Raw genomic sequence first — 15,348 nt, 5'->3', positions numbered from 1 at the left:
ATAAATATCACATACAAATGGAATTATCTGATATTTATAATATATTAGCAGTTGGGTCTTTTGGTGATACTAGAGATGGAATGGATCAATTACTAAAAGCTCTAGAAGAAATAAGTTATGAGTATTATGGTAAAGGAACAAAAAAAATTGATTTTATTGATATTCCTAGTATTCCAGAGCAAGTTCAAATACCTAGGGAAGCATTCAATAGTGTAAATACCGCTGTTGAAATCAAAAAAAGTGTTGGTATGATAAGTGGTGAATTTTTAATGGCTTATCCACCTGGCATTCCAGTTCTTTGCCCTGGAGAAAGAATAACTAAGGAAATTGTGGATTATGTTGAGAAACTAAAAAACACTGGACTATATGTTCAAGGAACTGAAGACCCTGAAGTTGAATATATAAAAGTTGTTCTTGAAGAAGATGCAGTGCACATAACTGTTGACTAGAACTAAAAAGAACTCCAATTTTGGAGTTCTTTTTAGTTCTTTTTACTTCTAATTAATTTTACTCTATTATTAACATTTGCTTCTTCAATAGTTCCTAAGTACTTAAAATATTGTAAATCTGTCATTTCACTTATTATTTCACAACTATTAACCACTTTAATAAAAAAGTCCATCATGTAACTTGTTTTTATTAATGGTTTTGTTAATTTAAAGTTAATTCTAATAAAAATTGGTTTCATCTTTTTTTCAGAAGCTAATTTAATATTTTCATAACACTCTTTTACTGAATATACCAGTCTTATCTTTTTTAGATTTATACTTAGCGACTCTCTATATGTTACTAATAATTTTTCTAACATATCTATATTAAAATACTTTTTTTCATCCTTATATTTCTTAGATACAATCATAAATGCTTTTAAGATTTTATTGTTTTCTTCACAAAAATCAGGCAATTTAAGCACCATTTGTTTAACTTTCTGCGTATCCATATTTCCGTCTTTAGTTAGGATATCAAGTCCATCCGTTACCAATTTATAAGTATCATTATCCCTTTTGACTTGACCCTCATCTTGAAATGTATTCACTATGTAGCTTTTATTTTCTGTATTATAAAATATTTCTAAAAAATAAGCTAATTTTGCTAATCTTTTCTGAAGTGTCTTTTGAAAAATGATTTCATTTTTTTCATCGATATAAAGATACCCAAGTGGTACTTTAGTATTATTTTTAGACCATTTCTTAAAAAATATAATTTCTCTATATAAAATATTATCATTTTCTAATAAGTCAGATATTTCAACTGCTTCACCACTCTTAATATATGTTTTTATGCATTCTAATATTTCCTTTGGCACTAGTGAATATGTTGACATTTAAATTACCCTCCTTAATTAAAATTCTACTTCATCTAAATTTTCTTCTGAAAACACCTTTATACCCCTAGATAATAATAACTGAGTTGTAACTCCATTTCCTGGCCTTAAAGTGCTACTAAATGTTCCATCATATATTTTAGAAACTCCGCAAGATGGACTTCTCGCCTTTAAAACAGCGCAAGTTGCTCCTATAACCTCTGCTATTTTTAGAGTTTCATAAGCACCTTTTAAAAACTTTGAAGTTATCTCATTATTTCCAAATCCAATAATAGTTGCTTTCCCATTTATTACATCAAGACCATTTCCACTTGAAATTTCTCGTGGTTCCCGTGGAGTCTCTAGCCCTCCTAGTTGTTCTGGACAAACAGGCAATGCTTTTCCTTCTTTTAATAGTTTAAGTACACGCTCATCTAAATTATTGCCACCATCATACCTACAATTGATACCGCATAAACAAGCACTCACAATAACCATATTTAACCGTCCCTTTTTAGTCTTTTATTATTTAATCTCGACTACAGTAACTCCGCTACCACCTTCACCATAATTCCCCAATCTATATGTTTTAGCATGACCATGCCTCTTTAGCATATCAGTAATAGCATTTCTTAAAACTCCTGTTCCCTTACCATGGATAATGGTAACTTCCTTAAGTCCCCCAAGGAAAGCTTCATCTAAATATTTATCAACAGTAAAAATAGCCTCCTCGGAATCCATACCTCTAAGATCTACCGAAGTAGATACATTACTTAAGTTTAGCTTCATTTCTCTCTTTTTTATCTTAGCTTTTTTCTTATCTTCCTGAGAAAGCTTTGATACACGTAACTCATCTACTTTAACATTTATCTTCATGATACCAGCTTGAACCTGCACCTCACCTTTTTTATCAGGTTTTGAAATTACAATTACCTTTTGGTTAAGAGATGGCAAAAATACCTCTTCTCCTTGTTTTACATTTTTTAACTTTTCACCTAAATCATCTTTATTTTTTTCTACATGAATTTCTATATTATCAAGCTTATTTTTAATTTTTTTTCTTTCCTCTTCAAGCTTTTGTCTTGCCTCAGATGAATATCCTAGCTTTTCTAGTTCTCTCATATTTTTAAGAATAACATCAGATTCTTCTTTAGCATTTTTTATAAGTTTCTTTGCTTCCCTTTGAGCTTCATACATTGCATTTTCACGAATATTTTCAAGTTTGTATAATTTTTCTTGATATTTATCTTTTAGTTTTCTAGCGTCTAATTTCAAAATCTCAGACTCCCTAGCATCGCTCTCGACCTTTATGCTCTTTTCTTGTAAGCTTTGTACTAATTCTTCAAACTCTAAGGTCTCTTTAGAAATATTTTCTCTAGCACTTTTAATAATATAATCAGGAAGTCCTAATCTTTTTGAAATTTCAAAAGCATTTGATTTACCTGGTACTCCAATTATTAATCTATAGGTTGGGCTTAAAGTATCCACGTTAAATTCTACAGAAGCATTTTCAACTCCGGAAGTTCTTAACGCATATCCCTTTAATTCACTATAATGAGTAGTTGCAACTACTTTTGTACCCCTTGCTCTCAAATTTTCAAGTATTGAAACAGCTAGTGCTGCTCCCTCAGTCGGATCTGTACCAGCCCCTAATTCATCAAATAGAGCTAAAGATTTTATATCTGCTTTTGCAATTATATTTACTATATTTGTCATGTGAGAAGAAAAAGTAGATAAACTTTGCTCTATGCTTTGTTCATCACCTATATCAGCGAAAATCTCATCAAAAAAACTTACAATAGACCCTTCTCTTGCAGGAATTAAAATTCCACTCATAGCCATAAGTTGTATTAGCCCAACAGTTTTTAACGTTACCGTTTTACCACCTGTATTAGGTCCTGTTATTACAAGGGACGTAAAATCTGAGCCTAAATATATATTGCTAGGTACTACAACCTTTGGATCTATAAGTGGGTGCCTTGCCTCAATTATATCTATTATTCCATCCTCATTAACCTTTGGAATAATAGCATTAATTTCAATTGCATACCCTGCTTTTGCAAAAATAGAATCTAATTCCCATACTATGTTTGCATTATTTGAAACAATATTTATATTTTCATATATTTTATAGGAAAGTTCTGCTAAAATTCTCTCAACCTCAGCTTTTTCCTTTAGCATTATTTCCTTAATCTCATTGTTTAAATTTACTAAACTCATTGGCTCAATAAAAAGTGTAGCTCCTGAAGAACTTTGGTCATGCACAATTCCTGGAACGCTCCCTTTATGTTCTATTTTAACTGGAATTACATATCTATCACCTCTTATAGTATAAAGACTCTCTTGAAGATATCTAGCATAAGTCCTGACTAATGAAGTTACCTTATCCTTTACAGAAGCATTCTTATCTTTTAGAGATTTTCTTAAACTAAAAAGTAAACTACTAGCCCTATCAGATATTTCTTCATCACTAATTATAGCAATAAAAATTTCATCTTCTAATTTTTTTATTGGTACAATTCCAATACATATATCTTCTAAAACTCTAGAAGAAAGTTCATCCCCATTGCTTCCAACATAATTTTGAAACAATCTAGCGCAACGTAGCATTTGAGCTATTCGCAGTAGTTGCATTGGCATAAGTGTTGCTTCTTTTGACGCTCTTACTATTGCAGAGCGAACATCATATATACCTTCAAAAGGAGCACTTCCCTTTCTTGATAAAAGAAGTAATGCCTCATTAGTTTCTTGTAAATGTTCGCGAACTTCATATACATTTGTGTAAGGCTCTAAATTATCTATAATATCTTTACCTGCCTTAGTATGAGCGTATGCTTTAATCTTTTCTTTAATTTTATAATATTCTAAAACCTTTAATGATTTTGTATTCATGTTCCACCGTCTTCCCTTTGTTAAAAAATTTAAATTATTGACGTATACTTTGTATTATTCAACGCCTCTTTTATAATGACCTCTTGTATAATTTTTAAAATCTCCTTTCCACTCTTTGTCAATATAATTTGTAAGGACTTCAATAGTTTCATCATAACTTTCTTCTATAAAATCTAATCTAAATGAAGCAATTTTATTCTTTTTAATTTCCTCAATGTTAGGTATCAAATTAACCGGCACATTATTATAAATATAACTTCTACAATATTTGTCTGTTCTAATACTAAATTCTACACCTTTTCTGTCTTTAAGTGTATAATCTCCTTTGCTGCAATTACCAAGACAAGTCTTGTTTTCACTCTTATTACCAAAAACGCTACCAATGACGCAATACTCACTAACCATAAGTTCATATTTTCCGTATACCATAATTTGAAGTGGTAATGAACTTTTATATGATATTTTTTTAATCTCCGTTGCATTTAATTCAGCACTAATACAAGTTCCGGAAAGGAAATTTTTATAGAAATCTCCTGAATAACTATTAAAAACATTTAATTTATAATCACCAATAACATTGGTTTTTTTATTGAATCTACTAATTATTCCTAAATTAGCAGTGATAATACCTTTTATATTTCCTAAATTACTTTCTATAATTTCACAGATATTTTCAAATTCACCTTTAATAATATTTGGAACCTTAATGTAAATATTTACATCCTTTTTATTTAGATCTTTTATACCTAAATTGATTTTATACCCTCGCATAAAATGATTTATAGCAATATTATTAAATCCCATTTTCATTGTAGCCTTTAATTGTTCATCACTAGAAACTACTATAAGAGTTTCTGGCATAATTTCATTTGTTAATTCTATATCTTTATTATCTTCTTGTAGTGCAAGTCCTTTATTATAATTAATCTGTCTATTAGTATTCTCTCGTTTATATTTTTCTATTATAGAATTTTGCACAGCTTCTATTAATTCTCGCCTCACTAAATTTAATGATGACATTTTCATAAATCCATCTTCATAACTTTCAAAAGTCACCTCATTTATTAAGAAAGGTGTATCTCCTGTTTTAGATAAACTCTTAATTATGCGATCTTTATCTAGTGGCTTATTTATCGACTTTTGAACAAGTTCTCCGATCATTTCAAAAGTTCTTCCAAGATAATTGGTGCTGATTTTTAGAGGTTTATTCACACTAAATTCTATTAAAAGATTTATTCCAATTTTTCTACTATATTTTTCACTAAAGCTTTCTGCAAGCTTATTCATTAATTGAACATCTGTTATTTTATACAAGGAATTTCCAGCTTTAAATTTAGTTGGTTTTAATAAAACTTTATCACCTTTTAGTGCTACTTCAACCTCTACTCCATTTTTTATGATTTTAGATATTATAAATCCATCCTCAAGGAACATTACACCATCTTTTAAAGCAATATTCTCTAATAATGTTACTGTTAAATCGCTGGATGCAATGCCAATTGGAATTCCAGAATTTTTAGGAACTTTATATGCCATCATATCTCTTCCAGTATTACCATATAAATATGCCTTTGAAAATCCTTCTCTATTAAATAATTGAGTTAAAACTTTAATATCATTATCTAATTTTTGTATCTTATTATTATAAATATTATCAAGTGCACGTCTATATATTTTCACAGTACCTGCAACATATTCTGCTCTTTTCATTCTTCCCTCAATTTTTAATGAGGATGTACCACTTGCAACTATGTCTTTTAACCCATCTAATGTACAAATATCCTTAGGGCTTAAAAGATACGCTTTATGTTCTTTGTTATTATCCTTATCTATCAGCGTATATGGCAATCTACATGGTTGGGCACATCTGCCTCTATTTCCACTTCTGCCACCAATAATGCTGCTCATAAGACATTGTCCTGAATAACATATACATAAAGCTCCATGAACAAAAACTTCCGTTTCCACATTTAAAGTATTAGATATGTAATCAATTTCCTCTAGACTAAGTTCTCTTGACAGAACTATTCTTTTAAACCCAATCTTCTTTAAAAATAATGCAGCTTCTCCATTATGAATAGTCATTTGCGTTGACGCATGCAACTCAAAATTTGGAAAATTGTTTCTTATCAAATATATCAAACCAGTATCTTGGATAATTAAAGCATCGACTCCAATACTATACAGAAATCCTACATACTCCATAATTTCTTTTAATTCATTATCCTTTGCTAGGGTATTTAAAGTAACATATACGCGTACCCCATAAATATGGCAATAATTTAATGCAAGAGTTATATTCTCTTGATCAAAATTAGAAGCATAAGCTCTTGCCGAAAACTTGCTTCCCCCTATATAAACCGCATCTGCTCCCATTTGTACTGCTGCATATACACTTTCCATGCTGCCAGCAGGTGCTAATAATTCAATCTTCTTCATTTGCATCTCTCCTAATAAGTCTTCTATGTCTTATTATACAATAAATGTTGTAATAAATTAAGTCATTAAAAAATTTTGCACTAATATAACAATATTTTTTCATACTTTATCCCAATGGACACAACAATAATAATGGAATATAATAAAAAATAGACTAGCTTACTTCTTATTTATTATTTAAGAAGGCCTAGTACAAAATTAGCTAATGGAGATATTAATATGGCGATAAAAAATAATATTAGAAATATTGGAATAGTAGCTCATGTAGATGCTGGTAAAACAACTTTAACCGAACAACTACTTTACCAAAGTGGTTCTAGTCGGATTCTAGGTAGCGTAGATAAGGGTACAACCCATACAGATTCTTTAGACATGGAAAAACAAAGAGGTATTTCAGTAAAAGCTGCTGAAACAGATTTCACTTACAAAGGAACTAATGTACATGTTATAGATACTCCTGGACATATTGATTTTAGTTCTGAGGTAGAAAGAAGTATTGGCGTTCTTGATGGAGCTATAGTTGTATTATCCTCTGTCGAAGGTGTACAACCTCAAACCGAGGTATACTTTAATGCTTTAAAAGAATTAAATATGCCTTCAATATTTTTTATAAATAAACTCGACCGTATAGGAGCCTCTCCCTATAAAACTATTAAAGATATGAAAAAACTTCTAACTAGTAAACTTATACCTCTACAATTAGTTTATGAAAAAAACAACGAATTTATTGTTAAAAACATATTTGATAAAGTAAATTGTCACAAAAATATAATAACAATAAAAGAAGAAATATTTAAACAATTACTTGAAGATATAATAGATATACTAGGTAATAATAACGAGGAAATTTTAAATCAATTCTTCGATGAAACTTTAACTCTAGGAATGTTAAAAAATGAGATAACTATACAATCAAATAGGGGCCAAATTTACCCTGTGCTATATGGCGTAGCACTAAGAGGTGAAGGAATTAAAGACTTGCTTCACGGCATAATCGATTATCTCCCAGGACCTAAGAATTTAGATGATTTAGGACTTTCAGCCCTTGTATATAAAATCTCACATAACAAAACATTAGGAAAAATAGCTCATATAAAAATATTTAGTGGATCAATATCGACTAGAGATGATATTTTAAATGTAACTACAAACAAAAGAGAAAAAATCACTATGATAAAAAAAGTTGTTAATCAAAAGCCAATTGATGTATCAACAGCTAGTAGCAGTGATCTAGTAATGGTAAGTGGCTTAAATTGTAACACTTATGATATCCTTGGAAGCAAAACTCACATTCCAAGTCTTAAGACTATTGCAACTCCTCTTCTCACTTTAAGAATTTATTCGAAATTAGAAGAAGATTATGTAACTTTAGTTGAAGCTTTAACAATACTTCAAGAAGAGGATCCACTTCTTAACATGGAATGGGTGAAAGAAAAGAAAGAAATTCATCTTAAGATTATAGGTAAAATTCAAATTGAATATATTGAAGCTATTTTAATGGAAAGATTTAATGTAGCAGTTACTTTTGGTCCGCCCTCTGTTATCTACAGAGAAACTCCTATAGCAAGTGGCTATGGCGAATCACGTTATACTATGCCTAAACCCTGCTGGGCTATAGTTGAATTTTTGATTGAGCCACTGCCAAAAGGAAGTGGGCTTATTTATGAATCAAAGGTTCGAACTGAAAATGTAAAAATAAAATATCAAAGAGAAATAGAGGATACCCTTGGTAAAATTTTAAGTCAAGGAATTTATGGATGGCCAGTTACAGATTTAAAAATAACCTTCACCCAGGGTGAAGACCATGTTATGCATTCACGTTCAGGTGACTTTGCAGCCTCTGCCGCAATGGGCATCATGAGAGGCCTTCGAGAGATAGGAACTACACTACTCGAACCTATAATTAGTTTTAGAATTACAGTACCTGAGAATGTAGGTGGAAGAGTTCTAAACGATATAATAAAAATGCGTGGTAATTTTGAAGCTCCGTTTATACATAACGGCACTTTTACAATAAAAGGGAAAATGCCTGTATCTACTTCTCTTGAATATCCAGGTAACCTTGGAAAAATTTCTTCTGGAAAATCAATAATGACAACCGGTTTTTCAGGTTACGAACCATGCTCCTTAGAAATAGGAGCCACAAGGGAAAGAATTGGTGTAAATCCACTAGATCGAGCTAAATTTATACTTTCTGTGCGAAATGCACTATAAAGGAAATAAAACATCTATAATATCTATAGATGTTTTATCATAATATCTAATTTTTATTTTTTCATAAGTTAGTTAACAATATCATTACTCATATTCCGCTGAATGCATAAAAACTTAAATTATTTAAATATAAAAATCATTGAACGATATTTAATACAATCCAATAATTTTCCACCATACTAAACCTCCACCAATCCATATAATAAAGTATACTATTCCAAGAATAAAGTTTAGACTCCACCATTTATTCTGACTTACATAACCCGAACCAAAAAGAATAGGTGCAGGACCGCTACTATAATGAGTTGTTGAAGCAAATAGATTTCCAAATACTCCCAAACTTATAGCTGCAAGCATAGGCGGAACGCCTCCTGCTATTGCAACTCCAAGAAATGCTGAGTACATAGCACTTACATGTGCTGTTGAACTTGCAAAAATATAATGACTATAGAAATAAGCTAAAAGTAAAACAATTAAAATAATAGGCCAACTAAATCCCTTTACATTTTGTCCAATTGCATTACTAAGCCATGGTATTAGTCCAAGTTTATTAAGCTGAGTTGCCATCATAACAAGTACGGAGAACCACATGAGTGTATCCCAAGCTCCCTTTTCACTCTTTACATCATCCCAAGTTAGAACTTCAGTAGTTAGAAGAAGAGAAAGACCAATAAATGCTGTAAGTGTTGCATCTATATTAGTTAATGTTCCTGTTACCCATAAAAGAAGTACTATAACAAATATTAAAGCCATGAATTTTTCACTTCTTTTAAGTGGACCCATTGCTTTTAGTGCGTCATTTGCAAATTTGGGTGCATTAGGTGTACTTTTAATTTCTGGTGCATATAGTTTATAAATTATAAGAGGTATTACTATTAGAGAAATAACACCTGGAACAATAGCTGCTATAAACCACCCAAGCCAAGTGATGTTGATTCCAAAAGTTGCAGCAAGACTCTGAGCTAATGGATTGGCTGCCATTGCTGTCATAAACATTGCAGAAGTTATAATATCTCCATGAAATTCGCAGAATATAAGAAAAGATCCTATTTTTCTTTCAGTTCCATCTTCAGGTTTCGAACCAAACGCTTCCGAAAGAGATTTTATAATAGGATAAATTATTCCACCTGCTCTTGCTGTATTACTCGGAGTAGCAGGAGCTATTACAAGATCACAAAAAATAATTGAATAACAAAGCCCAAGGGTCTTTTTCCCGAAGGATCTTACAAATAGATAAGCAACTCTTGTTCCAAGACCTGTTTTTATGAAACCTCTAGAAATAAAGAATGCCATAACTATAAGCCATATACTGCTATTGCCAAAACCTTCAATTGCAATTTTGGTAGTTACAGTTCCCGTTAAAATGGACACAGTTAATCCTATTATAGACAATGCTCCAATTGGAAACGGTTTTAAAATACACCCTACTATTGTTGCTACAAAAATTGCAAGCATGTGCCAGGCCTGAGGTTTAACTCCAATAGGGGCTGGTATAAACCATATAATAATACCTACGATAATTGCTATTGAAAACTTAATATACTTATCAGAATATAACGAATTATTAGAACTTTTTGTCATAATCAAAGCTCCCTTACTTTACTTATTTATAAATACTTCAAAAATCTTAAGTTATTTTTATAAGGGGGCTTGTACTTAATTAATACGCCCCCTATTTAATTCTACTAGGTTATCTTGCTATTCTATTTTTGATATTTTTTTCTTTCCGTCTCATAAAGATTATTACCATCACTGTCTATTACAACAACAGCAGGAAAATCTACAACTGTAAGTTTTCTAACAGCTTCTGGACCCAAATCTTCAAAAGCAATAATTTCGCATTCTTTTATTGATTTAGAAATAAGAGCTCCAGCTCCTCCTATTGCAGCAAAATAAATAGCGCCATTTTTCTTCATTGAATCTACTACGATTTTGCTTCTAAGCCCTTTTCCAATCATTCCAGTAAGACCTAGTTCAAGAAGTGGAACAGTCAAATCATCCATTCTATAACTAGTAGTTGGACCGGCAGATCCTATTACATTTCCAGGTTTAGTTGGAGCAGGTCCTACATAATATATAATGGCATCTTTTGGATCAAAAGGTAATTTATCACCATTGTTAATTGCATCCACCAACCTCTGATGAGCTGCATCTCTTCCTGTATACATAGTTCCTGATATTAATACACTATCTCCTGATTTTAAATTCTTTAACTTCTCCTGTGTTAATGGAGTAGTTATATGCTTAATTTCCATTTTTACCCCTCCCTATATTATTGTTATTGCATGTCTTGCAACATGACAGTTAATATTTACTGCCACTGGTAATCCAGCAATATGTGTTGCAAAAGCTTCCACATTAACGGCAAGGGCTGTAGTATTTCCACCTAGTCCTTGAGGTCCTATTCCTAGTGCATTAATTTTCTCTAGTAAAGTTAACTCAATTTCTTTTAAATGCTCTGCCTCATTATGACTACCAATGTCTCTTGTTAAAGCTTTCTTTGCAAGATACATCGCTTTATCTGATGTGCCTCCAATTCCAACACCTACAACAATAGGTGGACATGGATTTGGACCTGCAAGTGAAACCGCTTCTACAACAAAATCAAGTACACCAGCTAAACCATCTGATGGTTTAAGCATTTTTAATCTACTCATATTCTCACTACCAAAACCTTTTGGAGCTAATGTTACTTTTACTTTATCACCTGGTACAATATCATAATAGATTACAGCAGGAGTATTATCTCCTGTGTTTTTTCGTTTTAAAGGATCTTCTACAACGGATTTTCTTAAATATCCTTCTTTATATCCACGTCGTACTCCTTCATTAATAGCCTCTGTAATATTTCCACCTATTAACTCAACTTCTTGACCTACTTCTACAAATACTACAGCCATACCAGTATCTTGACAAATTGGGACTTGGTCATTTTTCGCAATTTCAGCATTTTTAAGCAAATTACTTATTATATCTCTTCCTACAGGAGATGTTTCTTTCTTTTCAGCTTTATGAAAGGCGCTTAATACATCTTCTCCCACATAAAAATTAGTCTTAATACTCATGTCTTTTAAAGCATTTTCAATTTCTTTTACATTCACTTTACGCATGAACCAACAACTCCTTCCATTTTTTTTATTTTCCAAGCAATAATCTATTTTCTTTATATCATCACCTTTCAAGTTATATTATATATAGTTTTATAAAAATAAATACTCAGAGGCTTAGTAAAACTCTGCCTATATAGTATTATTTGTTATTTTCTCTTCCATGAGTATAATGTGGTAACAACATAGGAGAAATTTTGTCTGTGACTATGCCGTTTTCGCAAAGACTCTTGTGGTATTTTTTAACATGATCAAGACTAAGTTCTTTCACATTAACATTTTTACAATTTTCGCCTGCATGTGACCCTGCTCTACGTCCAAAAACAATAATATCTAATAGTGAATTACCCATTAACCTGTTACTACCGTGGATTCCCCCTGAGGCTTCTCCTGCCACATAAAGGTTTTCTACCTTAGTTTGACCATTTTCATCAATTAAAAGTCCTCCATTTTGATAATGTAGTGTTGGATATACGAGAATTGGATCTATTCTCATATCAATACCAAATTTTTGGTACATTCTGAGCATTGCTGGAAGTCTCTTTTCAATTGTTCCTTCGCCATTAATTAATTCTATTAAAGGAGTATCTAGCCATATGCCTTTTTCCCCTGCAGCTGTATCAATACCTTTATTCCTTATATGACATTCTCTAATTAATGCAGATGTTTCTACATCCCTGGTTTCAAGATGATAAGTAAATTGCTCACCATCAATATTTAGAGGTGTCGCCCCTAAACTACGAACCTTCTCCGTAACAAGTGCTCCAAAAATTTGTGGAGGATATGCTACTCCTGTAGGGTGATACTGCACAGCATCTGCAAAAATGAGTTCAGCTCCTGCTCTATATCCTAGGATTAACCCGTCCGCTGTAGCGCCATAATGGTTTGTTGTAGGAAAACCTTGATAATGAAGTCGTCCAGCGCCTCCTGTTGTTATAATAACAGTTTTAGCTCTTGCTATTAGATATTCCTCTGTTTCTATATTAAATAATACAGCTCCAGCAGCCTTACCATCTTTGTCTAGGATTATCTCCACAGCGGGTGAGAATTCTACCACTTCGATACCTTTGTTAATAACTTCATCCCTAAGGACACGCATTATTTCAGCTCCTGAATAGTCGGCAGCAGCATGCATTCTTTTTCTTGATGTTCCACCTCCGTGGGTAGTGACCATTGTACCATCTTTTTCTTTATCAAACATTACCCCAAGTTCATTCAACCATTTTATTGCTCCTGGAGCATCCATTACAAGAGCATTAACAAGTTCTTTTTTATTGGTAAAATGTCCACCTCCCATTACATCCATGTAATGTTTTGCAGGAGAATCATCTGGCTTATCTGCAGCCTGTATTCCACCTTCAGCCATCATCGTATTGGCATCACCAAAACGTAATTTTGTGGTAATCAATACATTGGCTCCTGTTTTGTGGGCTTCTAGAGCTGCTGAGGCTCCAGCTCCTCCTCCACCTATTATCAAAACATCTACATCATAATCAACTTTAGTCAAATCCATATCTAAATTTTCAAGTCTACTTTTAGCTTCAATAAGTTCTGCAAGTTGTAATGGAACCTTAGATCCTTTGCTCGGTCCAACCCTTAGATTTTTGAACTCATCTTCCTTATAATCCGGATAATTTTCCTTTAATATATCTTCCTTTTCCTTAGCACTCATCCTTGGAAACTGAACTCCTAGTCTTTGCTCCCGTGTGGACTCTACCTTCTTTATTAGCACCCTCATTTCTGCTGTATACATTAAAATACCTCCCTTACAAATCTATATTTTATGAGATTTTTTGGTGCTCTTTACTTTGTAATATCTCTTGTATTGTATAATTCCTTTAATTCATCTATACTTTTAATCATTAATTCTTTCATTGAATCATCATACGTTCCTTCTTGAATCTCTTTTACCCTATTTGTCAAATCTTCTGTTTCAGGTGCAATGTATTTTCCTGTAAGTCTTCGAGCAAGCATCGCTACTTGATAATGAGTTATGCCTGCTGGGCACCTAGAAGCACAGATTCCGCACATAACACAATCAAAAGACTCATGAGCACATTTCTCAATATCTCCTCTTTGAGCACTGGCAATATACTGCATAACATTAAGACCTTGTGGGCACCCTTTAGTACATGAATTACAACCAATACAGCTATATATTTCCGGATAAAGCTTCATCATTGTATCAGCTGTTGGCGTGAGTTCGTTCATATCATAAGTTCTTTTGTCTCCAGGAAAAAATGGTAATTGAGTAAGATACATACCATCTTCAACCTTAGTTTGACATGCTAAACATACCTTTAATTCATTCTTGCCTTTAATTCTATATATTGTGGAACAAGCACCGCAAAAGCCGCCCCTACATCCACATCCTCTTACTAATTTGTACCCTGCATATTCCATTGAATCCATAATTGTAAGGCTTGAAGGTACAGTATATTTTTTATTTAATATATATATTTCTACCATTTCTTTGCTGGACATTTTATATGCCTCCTTTATCCCAAATATCTAATGGGATGTTTTGAACCGATTTATTATTAATATTCATCAGGAAGTTCATCTATTTCGTCGCATCTAAATACTGGACCATCTTTGCACACGTACTTATCTCCAATATTACAACGCCCACATTTGCCTATGCCACATTTCATTTTTAATTCTAATGTTGTATATACCTGATCCTTTTTAAATCCTATTTCCATAAGCGTTTGAAGAGTATATTTAATCATGATAGGTGGACCACATAACAAAGCTACTTTATCAGTACTAAATCCAATTTCTTTAACGTAAGATGGTACAAATCCTACATGTCCTTCCCATCCCTTTTCTTCTCTATCAACAGTTAAATGAACCTCTGTATTGGGCCTAGATGGCCAGTTTTCAAAAATGTCCTTTTGAAAGACAAGATCTTCAGGTGATCTTGATCCATATAAAATATCTACCTTTCCATAATTTTCTCTATTGTCCATCACATAGTTTATAACAGAACGAATAGGTGCTAACCCAATTCCTCCACCGATGAAAAGAAGGTCCTTTCCTTTGAGTTCATCATCAACAGGAAAATTATTCCCATAGGGTCCTCTTATTCCGATTTCACTCCCTACCTCTAAACCATGTAGATATTCTGTAACCACACCACATCTTTTTACACTAAACTCCATATAATCCTTTTGTGTTGGAGAAGAAGTGATTGAGAAAATAGCTTCTCCAAGTGGAGGAACTGAAATCATTGCACATTGACCTGGCATATGTTCAAATGGTTTTCCACCACCAGGCTTTGTAACTCTAAAAGTAGTTACATCATGTGTGTCTTTTCTAACATCTATTATCTCAGCTATTTCTGGCATTAAAGGATTTACATGTCCATGTTCATTACAAGTACAGCTCATT

11 protein-coding genes and 1 pseudogene are annotated in these 15,348 nt (G+C 32.3%); 2 read left to right on the top strand and 10 right to left on the bottom strand.

The genetic code is table 11. The features are described 5' to 3' along the window. Window positions 1-449, top strand: a pseudogene (locus Q0649_RS05370) (arginine decarboxylase); the annotation flags it as partial. A 32-nt stretch (window positions 450-481) separates the two neighbouring features. Here Q0649_RS05370 and Q0649_RS05365 read toward each other — a convergent pair. From Q0649_RS05365 to Q0649_RS05350, 4 genes are read right to left on the bottom strand one after another with little or no spacing between them, the layout of a single operon-like run. Beyond that, window positions 482-1,324, bottom strand: a complete 843-nt coding sequence (locus Q0649_RS05365) for a hypothetical protein (RefSeq protein ID WP_298838446.1) — start codon at window positions 1,322-1,324, stop codon at window positions 482-484. An 18-nt stretch (window positions 1,325-1,342) separates the two neighbouring features. Then, window positions 1,343-1,801: a DUF523 domain-containing protein gene (locus tag Q0649_RS05360; protein ID WP_298838443.1), complete on the bottom strand. Its 459-nt coding sequence runs from the start codon at window positions 1,799-1,801 to the stop codon at window positions 1,343-1,345. A gap of 27 nt (window positions 1,802-1,828) precedes the next feature. After that, window positions 1,829-4,195, bottom strand: coding sequence for an endonuclease MutS2 (locus Q0649_RS05355; protein ID WP_298838440.1), 2,367 nt, complete (start codon window positions 4,193-4,195; stop codon window positions 1,829-1,831). 54 nt (window positions 4,196-4,249) lie between these two features. Continuing rightward, window positions 4,250-6,634 carry a U32 family peptidase gene (locus Q0649_RS05350; RefSeq protein WP_298838437.1) on the bottom strand — a complete coding sequence of 795 codons (2,385 nt, stop codon included), beginning with the start codon at window positions 6,632-6,634 and terminating at the stop codon, window positions 4,250-4,252. A 219-nt stretch (window positions 6,635-6,853) separates the two neighbouring features. Here Q0649_RS05350 and Q0649_RS05345 point away from each other — a divergent pair, with 219 nt between their 5' ends. Beyond that, entirely contained in the window at window positions 6,854-8,848 is a 1,995-nt protein-coding gene (locus Q0649_RS05345; protein ID WP_298838434.1) for a translation factor GTPase family protein, read from the top strand. A gap of 150 nt (window positions 8,849-8,998) precedes the next feature. On the opposite strand, the gene Q0649_RS05340 is transcribed toward Q0649_RS05345, so the two are convergent. The 6 genes from Q0649_RS05340 to Q0649_RS05315 all read right to left on the bottom strand — a co-directional run bounded on the left by Q0649_RS05340 (window position 8,999) and on the right by Q0649_RS05315 (window position 15,347). Then, window positions 8,999-10,429 carry an anion permease gene (locus Q0649_RS05340; protein WP_298838431.1) on the bottom strand — a complete coding sequence of 477 codons (1,431 nt, stop codon included), beginning with the start codon at window positions 10,427-10,429 and terminating at the stop codon, window positions 8,999-9,001. A gap of 122 nt (window positions 10,430-10,551) precedes the next feature. Beyond that, the gene (locus Q0649_RS05335; protein WP_298838428.1) at window positions 10,552-11,103 is read right to left on the bottom strand and encodes a Fe-S-containing hydro-lyase; all 552 of its coding nucleotides are present in this window, start codon (window positions 11,101-11,103) and stop codon (window positions 10,552-10,554) included. A gap of 12 nt (window positions 11,104-11,115) precedes the next feature. Beyond that, window positions 11,116-11,958: a fumarate hydratase gene (locus Q0649_RS05330; protein ID WP_298838425.1), complete on the bottom strand. Its 843-nt coding sequence runs from the start codon at window positions 11,956-11,958 to the stop codon at window positions 11,116-11,118. A gap of 139 nt (window positions 11,959-12,097) precedes the next feature. Beyond that, on the bottom strand, window positions 12,098-13,708 hold the full coding sequence (locus Q0649_RS05325; protein ID WP_298838420.1) for an FAD-dependent oxidoreductase: 1,611 nt from the start codon (window positions 13,706-13,708) through the stop codon (window positions 12,098-12,100). Between the two features lie 50 nt (window positions 13,709-13,758). Next, window positions 13,759-14,439, bottom strand: coding sequence for a 4Fe-4S dicluster domain-containing protein (locus Q0649_RS05320; protein WP_298838417.1), 681 nt, complete (start codon window positions 14,437-14,439; stop codon window positions 13,759-13,761). A gap of 56 nt (window positions 14,440-14,495) precedes the next feature. Continuing rightward, window positions 14,496-15,347: an FAD/NAD(P)-binding protein gene (locus Q0649_RS05315; RefSeq protein WP_298838414.1), complete on the bottom strand. Its 852-nt coding sequence runs from the start codon at window positions 15,345-15,347 to the stop codon at window positions 14,496-14,498. Window position 15,348 lies beyond the last annotated feature (1 nt).

The sequence above is a fragment of the uncultured Clostridium sp. genome (genome assembly GCF_937920395.1).
Classification (GTDB): Bacteria; Bacillota; Clostridia; order Clostridiales; family Clostridiaceae; genus Clostridium_AD.
This window is presented reverse-complemented; position numbering and strand designations above follow the sequence as displayed.